Origin of the sequence: Methanococcoides alaskense (assembly GCF_027594145.1) — an archaeon.
GTDB classification, from domain to species: Archaea; Halobacteriota; Methanosarcinia; order Methanosarcinales; family Methanosarcinaceae; genus Methanococcoides; species Methanococcoides alaskense.
In genome coordinates this window covers 368,625-382,220 of the sequence record NZ_JAQFFK010000003.1, presented here as the reverse complement: position 1 = coordinate 382,220, position 13,596 = coordinate 368,625, and the positions used below count along the sequence as shown (strand labels likewise).

Below are 13,596 nucleotides of genomic sequence, written 5' to 3'. Positions count from 1 at the left end.
TTTTGACATAAATACTATCAACTTCCGGGCCTACTAAAAATATTTACAACAACTTTGATACTGCACTAAATATGATTCAAAACCCAAAAGCTAATAATCCTACATTGCCTATGCAAATCAGTGATCATATGAAAATACTTGGAATATCAGGAAGTCCCAAACAAGAAGGTAACAATGAGACCATCATAAAGAATGTACTGGAAATCGCAAAAGGCAAGGGGTTTGAGACCGACAGCATCATGATCTCGCAAAAGAAGATCTCACCATGTATTGCATGTGGAACATGTGCAAGAGGGGAAAAATGTCCCATCAACGATGACATGCAGGAAGTATATGGCAAACTTGCAGAAGCTGATGCGATAGTATTCTCAACTCCGGTATATTTTGGCGGCATGACAGCACAGCTCAAGGCATTGTTCGACAGAAGCGTACTGCTCAGGCGTCAGGGATTCCAGCTTCGTGGCAAGTTCGGTGCGGTAATGGCAGTCGGAGGCTCCAGGAACGGAGGTCAGGAAAAGACCATACAGAACGTTCACGATTGTATGATGGTACACGGAATGATACCAGTAGGAGACGGTGCACATTTTGGCGGAATCGCACAAAAACCGGTCGCTGATGACGAAATCGGCATGAAGACCGTTATTGATACCATTGAGAACCTTTGTGCAACCCTTAAAAAGAATGAGTTATAAATTATTTACAAAATTTCAGCATGCAGAGGATGAGCAATTTTGCACATCCTTTGCATCCCATAGAATTAATATCGAATATCAATCTATCATGTGAAGTTCGTGGACCAATATGTTCTCAAGATCGGACATCACTAAATTAATGCAACGCTGGCCCCACTTTGAAGATGGGGTCACCAATGATATCGCAATACTGATAGGAATATTCACAGGACTTACCATCGTAGCATACAATATTTGTTTGAAATATACAGAAGATCTGTTCTGGAGCAATAGTGAGATCACGAGCAGCTATTTTGTGATACTCATCCCTGCCATTGGCGGATTGTTGGTCGGGATCATAGTTTTCCTTTCTGGAGATATGCGTCGCTGCAATGTACCAGAGGTCATTGAAGGGACTGCCTTGCATGGAGGGCGGATCAGGATAAGGGATGCTTTTCGGGAAGTAGGTTTATCAATAATATCCATTGCAACCGGAGGTTCCGTAGGTAAAGAAGCTCCCGGCATCCTTGCAGGTTCAGGTATCGGCTCGATGTTCGCAAAAGCCTTGAAAGCACCTGACCATCGTTACAGAACATTAATAGGGTGCGGAGCTGCCGGAGGTATCGCTGCTGCCTTTAATGCCCCCCTTGCAGGGGTGGTCTTTGTTGTAGAGGTCATATTGGGAGAACTTGAAACAAGGACCTTCATACCCATTGTCATATCGGCTGTATTCGCCACGCTTGTAGCAAATCTGATCTTCGAGGTCAAGCCGATACAGATATCATACTACGGTTTTGTGGACCCGATAGGCGAATCGATCCTTTATCTTATACTTGGAACTCTTTGTGGCATAACATCCGTTTTATTGATACGTACCCTTTTCATAGTACATGACGGATTTAGCAAACTTCCCGTCCACAGCGTATTCAAGCCTGCCATTGGCGGTCTTTTTGTAGGTTTGATAGGATATTTTTACCCCCAGATACGCGGGATAGGTTATGACGTCATAGCAGATGTGCTTGTGAACAGCTTTACCATTCAGTTACTTCTGGTATTATTAGTCTTGAAAATACTCGCATTCTCATTTACAATAGGATCCGGTGGTGCCGGTGGTTCTATTGTACCTTCGATGTTCGCAGGAGCTATGCTCGGTGGAGCATACGGAACGATAGTACACAGCATATTCCCGACAAGTACCGCTGCTGCAGGAGCTTATGCGTTGGTGGGAATGGGTGCGACACTTGCAGGAACAGCAAGAGCCCCGCTTACAGCGGTACTTATCCTTTTTGAGATTACACGGGACTACAATATCATATTGCCACTTATGTTCGCATGTGTGGTCAGCAACTCAATTTCCAACAGCCTTCACGAAGAATCGATGTTCACAGAAGTGCTTAAACGAAGAGGTTTCACGATACGCAGAGGAAAAGAGGTCAACATAATGGAAGCAATGTTCGTCAGGGACAATATGCGAACTAATGTCCATACGATATCTGATGAAGATACAGCAAAGGACCTCCTCGACATTATGCAGTCAAGCCGGCACGCAGGCTTCCCAGTTCTTGATGGTAATAAGAAGTTATGCGGTATAGTGACCCTCGAGGATATGAGAGAAAAGGTCAATTATGGAGAGCTTGACACCAGGATAAGCCAGATCGCAACCCATGATGTTATCTCAGCATACCCTGACGAAACTCTGGACGTGGTCCTGAAAAGATTTGCAATGAGGGACGTTGGAAGACTACCCGTAGTCTCAAGAGATGATGACAAAAGCCTTCTAGGCATCATTACAAGAAGTGATATCGTCAAATCCTACAACAAAGAGATAGTCACTCATGTCCAAGAAAAAGAGATAAGGAAATGAGATCAGTCCAGAACACGTCCGAGGAAATATCCGGCGGTTGTATCATATATCTCAACGTTGCAGGAAGTTCCCGGAGAAACAGAACCTTCTGGAAGAACGACCGGTTTGTAGGATGCAGTGCGTGCCATCAATCCTTTGACCTTTGCGTCCATTGAAATGAAAACCTCCCCCTTCCAGCCGATCATTTTTTTCTTGGACTCCAACTTAATAGTATCGCAAAGTTTGTGAAGCTTATGTGAACGCTCGACAACGATGCGAGTATCAAGATTGCGATATTCAAGGGCTTTTGTAAGAGGGCGGGGAGTATAACGGGAGATGTTGACCTTGTCAGGTTGCAGGGTCTTCACCCATTCAAGTGTTATGTTGAAATCATCATCGGATTCACCGGGAAATCCTACGATTATATCAGTGAACAGGGTGAGGTCCGGAAAAGCATCCCTTAAACGGTAAACAATGGCATTTGTCTCTTCTATGGAATGGTAACGGTTCATCTTCTTGAGGACATTATTGGATGCTGACTGTATCGGAAGATGCACGATCTTGTATATCTTATCAGACCTGAAAGCCTCGAGGAGGTCATCAAGGATAGGAGTTACCGAGAACGGATTCATCATACCGACCCTTACCTTGAAATCCCCCGGGATCGCCACGATACGTCTTAAGAGCTCCGGAAGCAACACATCCCTGTCAGTGCCATACTGCCCGTTATCCTGTGAGGTTAACCATATCTCACGACATCCCTCGTCCACTGCCATACGAACATCCTCAACAATGGAGTCGGCATCGAAAGAGCGTAATTTGCCCCGGGCTATGGTAACGATGCAATAGGCACAGCTATAATCGCATCCCTGAGATATCTGGCAAATGTGTATGTTCGGATTAAAACGCGAATGAGCGGTCTTGAGAAATCCTTCCGGCTCGGAGGTGATCAGTTCCACCCTTTCGCGTGAACCGCCGTTGCGGGAGTTCTCAATGGACCTCAGGACCTGCCCTATCTTTGCAATGGAGTTCACTCCAAGGATATGGGCATCGGGATTCCTCTCAAGTATCGTTTCGAGCTGTACCTGTGGCATGCAGCCGGTGGCGACCACATCAATGCCCTTATACCCGAGGTCCTCGATCTTGTGAAGGATCTTCTGCTCAGTGGTATACTTAACAGTACATGTGTTTATGACCACTACTTCGGCATCCATCTCATCCACAAGCTCATACCCAAGATCTCTGACCGATGCGATCATGATCTCGGATGAAGCTTGATTTGCCGAACATCCATAGGTTGTGATGTGTACTTTCATGTCAAGGAGCAATTATAGACGTAGAGGTGTCTGTTCTTTGTCGCCGATATAGATGGAATCAGTCAGTTTCACAACACCGGAACTACCCATGCAAATGCTGTGGACCCTGGCATCCCCGCCACCGAAAAGGTTCACCTGGTTCAGGAACTGACCACTTGTGACCCCGGATGCTGCAAATATGAAATCACTTCCTGGAACGAGTTTGTCAGTGTCAAGAATATCATTGATGTTGTCTTCTGTGATACCCATGGTAGCGAGACGAGGCATCTTCTCTGCTTTCTCTTCTGCTATCTCTTCTTCAGATCCACCGTTGGCTACTGTCGGAAGGAGGAGCCTTGCAAGGACCTTGCCGCCAAGGATCTTGATCGCAGCTGCAGTCAGCACGGCCTCACCTGAACCGCCTGAACCCATTACGACATGGATGCCCGAGCCACGTATAGCTGTGGAAACGCCTGGCATGAGATCACCGTCAGAAACAAGGTTTACACGTGCACCAGTGGCACGGATCTCCTCGATCATATTCATGTGCCTATCCCTTTCAAGAATGACAACAACGATCTCCCCAATATCCCTTTCCAGTGCCTTTGCAACGATCTCAAGATTCTTTATGATAGGTGCATCAAGGTCTATCTTTTCATCAGGATGTTCCTTTTCATACCTGACAACATCAGGACCGACAACGATCTTATCCATATAGACATCAGGACCGTGGAACAATCCACCCGGCTCTGCCATTGCCATAACGGAGATTGAACCAGGGATACCGTCTGCGGTCAGGTTTGTCCCCTCAAGGGGATCTACCGCAATGTCTACTACGATACCACCTTTACCCGTACCGACTTCCTCACCGATGAATAGCATAGGAGCTTCATCACGCTCGCCTTCACCGATCTTGATAACACCTTTGAAATCAAGGGTGTTCATCATCCTACGCATGGCTTCTACGGAAACCTGGTCTGCGTAGTTCTTGTTGCCTTTGCCCATTTGATATGATGCAGCAATGGCTGCAGCTTCTGTTACGTGGATAAGGCTTGGAAGTAATGCACATTCGATAGGACCTGCACATTTTATCATGTTCTCTACTGTCTTTGGGTGAGGCAAAATATCATCTCCGATAAACGTATGTAGCTGACTAATGTTTCAAAACTATTAATGTTTTCCATTAAATTTTCATCAAGAATGACCATTGGCACAAATATGGTCGAAATCGATTTATTTTAGAACATCCACAAGAGCAACCCTTTCCAGAACCAGTTCAGGTATCCGGTCCTCTCCCACCGCCTCAATTTCAGCGTCCGTTATAGAGAATTGGGAAATAAGTTTTTCATTCTTGGATACTGAATGTTTGAGCACATCCGAGGGCTCAACCAGTGAAGAGACCTTTTTAGCGGCTTCGCCCACATTCTCAGGAGCTCCCATTATAATGAACACGACATCCAGCCTGCCTTCGGAAAGACCAATGGAGAATGCCTCGCCGATCTGCCTTTTACCGGAAGCATACCGCATCATCTCCACACCAAGGTCCTTTGCAATGTTAGTACCATTCTCCATTGCTTTCATTGCTTTTGAAATTGCATGGTCTATATGGGCTTTTCCAGCGATCTTGCCGGCATCCATTCCCTGTATTATCACATCATGTTCGGATGCTATTGAAGAAAGACCTTTCAAGAACCTTTGTAGTTCATCTATGACCAAAGAGCCTTCTATGAGCTGGATATCCATGATATGTGGATTAGATTTCCCTTCAATAAGTATGACGGTCACCATATAAAGAAAACAATATATGATCAAAGGGAAGCGTTCTTTCCGCTCCTTTTATTTAGTTTGTCATTAATTAAACGAAATAGAACTAAATAGAACTAAATTTATCAGAAATAGAGCTATTATCATATCTCCAATTTTCCATATCAGAAGTCGCGGATACCAAGATCGAAGCTATCCATGATGTGTTCTCGAAATAAGATAAGAACTTGTTGGAACGGTGTTATTTATGCAACAGGATTATAATTCAAGCAATATTGAACAGAAATGGCAACAAAAATGGAATGAGAGCAAGGTCTTTGAAGCTGAAGCCGATGACCGCGACAAGTATTTCATAACTATCCCATACCCATACCTGAACGGAAATCTCCATGCCGGGCATACAAGGACATTCACCATCGGTGATGTCGTTGCAAGGTACAAGAGGATGCTGGGCAACAATGTCCTCTACCCAATGGGATTCCATGTGACCGGAACACCGATAGTCGGGCTTGCAGAGCTCATACAGAATCGGGACCCAGAGACGATGAAAGTGTATACCGAGTTCCACGGGATACCAATGGAAACGCTCAAGGGTATGGACACTCCTGAAAGAATCGTGGATTATTTCAGCGTGGAAGCTGAAAAATCGATGCGCTCCATTGGATATTCCATCGACTGGAGACGTAAGTTCACGACCACCGATCCAAATTATAAGAAGTTCATAGAATGGCAGTTCAACCTGCTTTATGAAAAGGACCTCATCGTCAAGGGTTCACATCCTGTCAAATGGTGCCCTAATGACGACAATCCAGTGGAAGACCATGATATCCTCCACGGAGAAGGAGCTACGATCATCGATTACACTCTTGTCAAGTTCAAGTATAATGGCATGATCATCCCATGTGCCACATTGAGACCTGAAACGGTCTTCGGTGTGACAAATCTGTGGATCAATCCAGATCTGGAGCATGTTAAGATAAATGTGACCTTTGAAGGTAGGGAAGAGGTATGGGTCGTAAGCAAGGAAGCATATCGTAAACTTACTTTCACGGACAGAGAGGTAGAGTTCATCGAGGATATCGATGCCAGGTCATTGATCGGTATCAAGGTCACTAACCCTCTGAACGACACACAGGTAATTACCTTGCCTGCATCCTTTGTAAAGGGAGAGAACGGAAGCGGTATCGTAATGAGCGTGCCTTCGCATGCACCATATGATTATCTTGCTTTGAGAGACCTCTATGATAAAGACCTGAGCGAATATGGGATCACTGAAGACCTGCGGGAACTTAAGTTCATTTCATTGATCAAAGTGAAAGAATTCGGGGAATTCCCTGCGATTGAAGCTGTGGAACAGTTCGAGGTAAAGGACCAGGACGATCCCAAGGCAGAAGAGGCGACAAAGATCGTCTATCGCCGCGAGTTCCATGGTGGTGTGCTGAAAGAGAATACCGGAAAATATTCTGGAATGGCTGTTTCCAAGATCAAGGATGTCCTTACAAAGGACCTCATCGAGATGGGGATCGGCGAAGTATTCTACGAGTTCAGTGAACCGGTCGTCTGCCGTTGCGGAACACCATGTGTTGTCAATATGGTAAAGGGACAGTGGTTCCTCAACTATTCCAACCCTGAGTGGAAGGACAAGGTTTACCGCTGTATCGAGAACATGGACATCATCCCTGAAGACCTCAGGGTAGAGTTCAACAACAAAGTGGACTGGCTCAAGGATAAGGCATGTGCAAGGAAGAAAGGGCTTGGAACACTTCTGCCTTTCGATAACCAGTGGCTTATTGAGTCCCTTGGGGATTCCACTATCTACATGTCATATTATGTCTTTGCGAAGTTCATTGCAATGGGAATTAAGACCGAGCAACTCGTACCGGAACTGTTCGACCATGTGCTCCTTAAAAAATGTTCATTGGAGACTGCTGCTGAAAAGAGTGGGATCGATGCAGATATTATCGAACAGATAAGCAGCGATTTCGAGTACTGGTACCCTGTTGACCTAAGGTCTTCAGGAAAGGACCTGATACCGAACCATCTTTTGTTCTTCCTGTTCCACCACGTAGCTATCTTCGATGAGGATAAATGGCCACGTGCAATAGCCATCAATGGTTTTGTGTCACTCGAAGGGAAGAAGATGAGTAAATCAAAGGGTCCCCTTCTTACACTGAATGATGCCATCACAAATTATGGTGCGGACATTTCCAGGATGTATATCCTTTCCAGTGCGGAACAGATGCAGGATGCTGACTGGAAGAACTCCGGAATCGAAACTGCCAGAAAGCAGATAGAAAGGTTCTATAATTTCTCAAAGGATATTATTGGATCCGGCATCCCAACCTGTAATATGGAGAACCTGAAAGGCATCGACAGATGGATGCTCAGCAGATTGCAGCAGCGCATACTTGAAACAAATGAAGCGCTTGATACGATCAGGACACGAAATGCATTGCAGAATGCATACTTCCTGCTGTTCAATGACATAAGATGGTATCAGAAACGTGGCGGAAGCGCTCTTCTTTGTGAGGTACTGGATGTCTGGATAAGACTCATGGCGCCATTCACACCACATATCTGTGAAGAGATATGGGAGGCAATAGGCCATACAGACAATGATCTTATTTCATTGGCAGACTATCCGCAATATGATGAGAGTCTCGTGGACACTCAGGCAGAATTTACAGAGGAGCTTATCAGCGGTACCCTTTCAGATGTGGATGAGATTATAAGAGTCACAAAGCTCACACCAAAGAAGGCCATATTGTACACTTCACCTGAATGGAAGATGGAGACGTTCAAGAAGGCCCTTTCAATGCAAAAGGAAGGAAACCTTAATCCCGGCATACTCATAAAGGACCTTATGAGCGATCCGGAGATGAGGAGCCATGGAAAAGAAGTTCCTAAGTTTGCACAGAAGGTCGTTTCGGACATAACGGCCATGAACGAGGAAAAGTTCGATACACTCTCGAACTTCGATCTTGATGAGAAGATCGCACTTGAGGAAAATCTGGAATTCTTCAAGAACGAGCTTGGATGCCCTGTGGAGATATATTCAGCAGATAATGCGGAGTATGACCCCGAAAATAAGGCAAGGTTCGCATATCCACTCAGACCGGCTATCTATCTTGAATGATGGGGAGGGGAATATCCCTTCACCACACTTTTTTTTATGATCTTAGTCTTAGATCAGAGTTACCTGTTTTGTCTTTGGCACAAGACCACTAAGGTCGGACATCTCTTTGACCAAAGCAATAAGAACAGTGTTCGCAATTTTCAGTACTTCAGCTGATGTGGGATCGACTGCGATATTATATGCCGGGTCCGAATCTGGAATTACGATACGGTTGATGGACCTTCTCAATTCTTTCAGGTCTTTACCCGCCAGGTCCGTTACCGTAATGAGAGAACGACGATAGTTCCTGATGTGGGATTCATTTATACCCATTAATTTCAGTTCTTCCTTGAAAACAGGTCTCTCAAAGATGGAAGTGGCAATATGAACGGCTACAGGAAAACGAAGATCCGGTTCAAGGGATTGAAAATGTTTAGCCATTACAGAATACAGTTCACTTTCAGATGCACCTCCGCTTTCCACACATACATATATCTTGGAGGGAGGGATCTCAACTTCAGTTAATTTATCCATATCACGCAATGCGCGAAGATAGCCTGTGATGATAAGACGGTGCTCTTCAAACCCTTCTGCTTTGAGCTCCCTGCTTATACCGCTTATGGATAATTGCTTTTTAGCAAGTATCTTGTAGATTTTTTTGTATAGATATTCAGCCATGCTTCCTAACCAATATTGATAACAAACTTGGATAAATGTATCGGTCAATTAGAGATAATGCTGTACAGCATAAAAAAGAAGAGCATAAGACACTAAAATATGCATAATGAGGGCATAACCCCACAACACCTTTATTAAGTAAAAGTTGTATATGTAAGTAAGCGTAGTGAATGAAAAAGTGGATTTTGCCCTTAAAGGATCTGCGAAACCCCCCCAAACTTACCTTATAAGAGGTTTATAATAATGCCGAAAAGGACTCGAATTATAAATGACCCCTCAGAACTGGTTCCCCTGCTCCAGACTTTCCAGTCAAAAGAACATAAACAGGTGTTCAATCTCCTTTTAGAAGAATGGTTGACAAAAGGAGCTATAGAAGATAAAATGGGATTTGATGCAACCGAAAGCATTAGCATACTGAAAAAATGTGGCCTTCTTGAAAGTCAGTGGCACATGCCGGAACCCGGTAAAAAGCCCGAAAAGGAATATCATTCATCTTATTCTAAAGTTCAATCGAACTTCCAGTGTTCTTTTGAAGATCTGAGCGATATAATAATACTTACTTTCAATAAATATGAAGAGATCAGTGATCTCATAACCGAGCTGGAGGAACTTGTGGAGAAAGGAAATCATTCCATGAGCAGTCTGACACGTGCTATGAACAAAAATCCATTATACATTCGTTCTCTGGCCAGAAGGTCATCAAAGCTTTCTGTCATGGGACAAAGGCTCAAGATGAATGAGGAAAATGAATGATAGATATTCTTCAAAGTAAAAGTGGTATCACCAAATTTCAGATACTTACAGAAGTTGCTGCACATCAGCCAAATGTTCGCCAGAAGGAGATCGCTGAAAAGATCGGTGTTACTCCCCAGGCAGTTTCTGAATATATAAAAGAACTTACCGCGGAAGGATTTATCTTTTCTGATGGCCGTGTACGCTATAGGATCACTAAAAAAGGTGTTGAATGGGTCCTGGAAGGCGCTGCGGACATGAAACGCTATGCTAATTTTGTCATGAGCGATATCATTAGTCATGTTTCCACATGGACAGCCATTGCAGATGAAGATCTTGAAAAAGGAGATGACGTATATCTTCAGATGCGAAAGGGTTTACTTTACGTCAGCAAAACGAATATAACGAGTGCAACCGGCATCACCATATCTTCTGTTGAAAAAGGGGATGACGTTGGGGTTACGAACCTTTTGGGAATGATCGAACTTGAGACGGCAAGCATCACCGTGTGCAAGATACCCCGAAGTGAACGTGGCGGATCAAGAAATGTAGATCTTGAAAGACTGGAAAAACTTGCCAGCTCAAAATCATTTATTGCAGTCATTGGTGTTGAATCCCTTGTTGCATTGAAAAAGATAAACAAGGAACCAGATGTGATGTATGGGGCCAAAGAATCAATTGTTGAAGCTGCATTCCACGGATTATCATCTCTCGTGCTTGCAATTGATGAAGAAGTGCCACAGATCATGAGCAGGCTGGAAACTGAAAATCTGGAATATGAGCTTGTAGACCTCACTGTTCAGTGAGGAAAAGCTGATATTTATGAAGGAATAAATATGAGAATACTTGCTATTTCTGACACACATATCAAAGGAGGGGACCTACCCCCTGCTTTCAAAGGATTACTTGATGAATGCGATATAATTGCTCATGCTGGCGATTTCACATCAAATGAATGCTATAATGCATTTGCAGCTACAGGGAAACTCAAGGCAGTATATGGTAATTCAGATGGTCCTGAATTAAAACAAATATTGCCTGAAAGACTTGTTTTTGAAGTAGAGGGAGTTAAGATAGGGATAATCCATGAAGGATCACTATCTATCATGGATACGACCGCTTTACGCTATCTGGCCCTTGAGATGGGTGTTGATGTCCTTATATTTGGACACATACACAGACCATTGATAGAAAAAAGTGATGTGATACTCATATGCCCGGGCTCACCCACAAAGCCACGTCAATCAGACCCATCTGTAGTATTGATAGATATCAAGGATGGTAAAATATTGCCAAGAATAGTTGAGATCGAAGGGGATGCATGCGGATTCATCGAGTTTTCACGCAGTCTGGAGAAAAATAAATAAAAATTAGAATTAGCGAAGTCTTATTCTTTCTTACATTTTATATATTCTATTTTGAACATTACCAGTTAGGAATACTTGAGTCACATTATCGCCAAATTTCAGCATATAATTGGCATTTAGCGAATTGTACCCTCATAAATATTAAAAATAGGAGAACTGCAGAAAATGTGCAGTTGTTGAAATATCAGAGATCTTCTTTCAATGATCTCAAAGCTTCCCTGATCATTGATGAATAATGATCTTTATCAGTATTGTAGTGCTCTTTTGCTTTGACAACATTGGAATCCATATTATCAAGGTCCTTTACACGCTCAAGAGTTCGCCTTGCTGCATCTGCAACCCAAAGATCACGTGTGGCAACATCGACAATTGAGATAGATTCCGGCCTTACTGATGTAAAGACCGTGCCCTCAGCATTTGTATAAGTGCTTGGCTTACCTACGATCGCTACAAAAGCTGGAGTTTCACATTCTGCAAGAGCCTGAGCAGCTTCCGGCTGGTACTGACCTGCATAGATCATGAAAGAACCAGTTGGATCGGACACTCGGCCCCTCCAATACTCGGAATCCGTACCTATATCCTCTTTTTCTATGAGAGTACCTACAATGAAAAGGCGATTTACCTTTGCACCGGTAGGCGTCAACAGATATTGTGGAGAATACTGATCATCCCCATCCTTGAAGGTCAGATTGGATTCCCTGAATTCCTGTGCAAAAACGCGCCTTGAAACTTCCCTAACGTATCCAGACATTTAGATCATCTCCGCATCTGCAATTAGTTCATCAAGCATTTCCATATCCATCTCATCCTGCGGTTCGATTGAATCCACAAGAATGTATCGATCGACCTTAGAGCCAGTCACAGTGAAATATTTTCCAAGTAATTTTAGCCTCATCTGATCAAGGACAACACCCTGATCAAGTGCATCAGCAGCCATGGAAATTGCATCATCCAAAGTAATACCACTTATTTGTTCTGCAAGTTCTCTTTTAAGGATAGATTCCTGTGCAGTGTTGCCGTCATCAAGAACTGCCTTGATACGAAGATCATAAGTACCATCTACTTTTCCATGTTCCATACAGGCACCTTTCGTTAGTGCTCTTTTACACTCAGGACAACGTTTTATCAATCCTGAACCTGACTGTACATCCACCATTGCACCGGCAAATATTATGGAGGAAGAAGCTACCTCTATATCTTCATCAAGTTCTTCTATAGAACTGTTCTTGTTAAGAGTTACCGAAAACTTTTCATTCCATTCCTGTGCAACGACATTATTGAAAAGATAGCTGCTCCCCTCAGTGAGATCTGGCAGTTCTGCACTTGTCCATTTAATGAATTTGATAGTACCGGTACTATCTCCGACCAATCCCACCTGGGATATGGATTCGTGGGAATTGTCCCATAACTGAGATACCTTTGCTCTAATAGAGACCCATTTACCATCTTCTGCAATATCAGCAACATTTACTATTGGTGCAGGTTGCCCATCCCCAGCTCCTGCCATCGGAGATGAAATGACTTCAATGTCCTCATCGATTTCTTCTACCACAGTGTTCTTATTAAGAGTTATTTCAAATCTTCCATTCCATTCATTGCTAACAACGTTCTTGAAATAGTAGCTTTTTCCCTCTTCAACATCAGGGATAGTGTCACGTGACCATTTGATGAACTTTATTGTAGCGGTTTCATCACCGATGATCCCTACCTGTGAAACAGATTCATGGGAACTATCCCATAATTGTAAGACCTTTGCCTTGATGTTTACCCATTTTCCGCCTTCATCGATCCCATTGAGCTTAACATCGGGTGTGGACCTCGAATCAGGTGTTGTTGACTGACCACCAAAAAAAGCATTTCTGTCAAGATTATTTTCCTTTAAGAAATATGTAATGACACTTCTGCGAGCTTCATCAAGAGGAACTTTGAATTTTGTCACCAATTTATCAAGACGTTCTACAATGTCCTCAAGGGGTATATCTACGCCAAGTTCCAAAAATTTTGATTTTATACTCTCTGCTGTTTTATCCATATTATTTCCTCAAGCCTCTTGTTTGTTCCTGATAGAGAGGCAAATTAACTACATCATTTAAGTATAAATACTTAAAGGAAGCAGGGTGAAAGTAATCGC

12 protein-coding genes are annotated in these 13,596 nt (G+C 43.5%); 6 read left to right on the top strand and 6 right to left on the bottom strand.

All coding sequences use genetic code 11. The annotated features are described in order from the left end of the window. Positions 1–128 precede the first annotated feature (128 nt). Both PBV53_RS05680 and PBV53_RS05675 read left to right on the top strand, forming a co-directional pair. Positions 129–692, top strand: coding sequence for a flavodoxin family protein (locus tag PBV53_RS05680; protein WP_270096197.1), 564 nt, complete (start codon positions 129–131; stop codon positions 690–692). 109 nt (positions 693–801) lie between these two features. Next, positions 802–2,535 carry a chloride channel protein gene (locus PBV53_RS05675; RefSeq protein ID WP_270096196.1) on the top strand — a complete coding sequence of 578 codons (1,734 nt, stop codon included), beginning with the start codon at positions 802–804 and terminating at the stop codon, positions 2,533–2,535. A 2-nt stretch (positions 2,536–2,537) separates the two neighbouring features. Here the strand turns inward: PBV53_RS05675 and PBV53_RS05670 are convergent, their stop codons facing one another. From PBV53_RS05670 to cgi121, 3 genes are all read right to left on the bottom strand, one after another. Then, complete coding sequence (locus PBV53_RS05670; protein WP_270096195.1) at positions 2,538–3,830, bottom strand: tRNA (N(6)-L-threonylcarbamoyladenosine(37)-C(2))-methylthiotransferase; 1,293 nt, start codon at positions 3,828–3,830, stop codon at positions 2,538–2,540. A 12-nt stretch (positions 3,831–3,842) separates the two neighbouring features. Continuing rightward, the gene (gene glpX, locus PBV53_RS05665) at positions 3,843–4,931 is read right to left on the bottom strand and encodes a class II fructose-bisphosphatase (protein ID WP_270096194.1); all 1,089 of its coding nucleotides are present in this window, start codon (positions 4,929–4,931) and stop codon (positions 3,843–3,845) included. 111 nt (positions 4,932–5,042) lie between these two features. Then, a complete protein-coding gene (gene cgi121, locus PBV53_RS05660; protein ID WP_270096193.1) occupies positions 5,043–5,552 on the bottom strand; it encodes a KEOPS complex subunit Cgi121 in 510 nt (169 codons plus the stop codon). 268 nt (positions 5,553–5,820) lie between these two features. Between cgi121 and leuS the strand changes: the two genes are divergently transcribed. Then, the gene (gene leuS, locus PBV53_RS05655; RefSeq protein ID WP_270096192.1) at positions 5,821–8,709 is read left to right on the top strand and encodes a leucine--tRNA ligase; all 2,889 of its coding nucleotides are present in this window, start codon (positions 5,821–5,823) and stop codon (positions 8,707–8,709) included. A gap of 48 nt (positions 8,710–8,757) precedes the next feature. On the opposite strand, the gene PBV53_RS05650 is transcribed toward leuS, so the two are convergent. Further along, a complete protein-coding gene (locus PBV53_RS05650; protein ID WP_270096191.1) occupies positions 8,758–9,366 on the bottom strand; it encodes a hypothetical protein in 609 nt (202 codons plus the stop codon). A gap of 243 nt (positions 9,367–9,609) precedes the next feature. Here PBV53_RS05650 and PBV53_RS05645 point away from each other — a divergent pair, with 243 nt between their 5' ends. Genes PBV53_RS05645 through PBV53_RS05635 form a run of 3 tightly spaced genes read left to right on the top strand, consistent with a single transcriptional unit; the run spans position 9,610 to position 11,465 of the window. Then, entirely contained in the window at positions 9,610–10,119 is a 510-nt protein-coding gene (locus tag PBV53_RS05645) for an ArsR family transcriptional regulator (protein WP_270096190.1), read from the top strand. Beyond that, positions 10,116–10,904, top strand: coding sequence for a DUF7839 domain-containing protein (locus PBV53_RS05640; RefSeq protein WP_270096189.1), 789 nt, complete (start codon positions 10,116–10,118; stop codon positions 10,902–10,904). The genes PBV53_RS05645 and PBV53_RS05640 overlap by 4 nt, the downstream gene beginning before the upstream one ends. Positions 10,905–10,934: 30 nt before the next feature. Beyond that, positions 10,935–11,465: a metallophosphoesterase family protein gene (locus PBV53_RS05635; RefSeq protein ID WP_270096188.1), complete on the top strand. Its 531-nt coding sequence runs from the start codon at positions 10,935–10,937 to the stop codon at positions 11,463–11,465. A gap of 184 nt (positions 11,466–11,649) precedes the next feature. Here the strand turns inward: PBV53_RS05635 and PBV53_RS05630 are convergent, their stop codons facing one another. Beyond that, the gene (locus tag PBV53_RS05630; protein WP_270096187.1) at positions 11,650–12,216 is read right to left on the bottom strand and encodes an RPA family protein; all 567 of its coding nucleotides are present in this window, start codon (positions 12,214–12,216) and stop codon (positions 11,650–11,652) included. Then, positions 12,217–13,497 (bottom strand): replication protein A, encoded by a 1,281-nt coding sequence (locus PBV53_RS05625; protein ID WP_270096186.1) that lies wholly within the window; start codon positions 13,495–13,497, stop codon positions 12,217–12,219. Between the last annotated feature and the right edge of the window lie 99 nt (positions 13,498–13,596).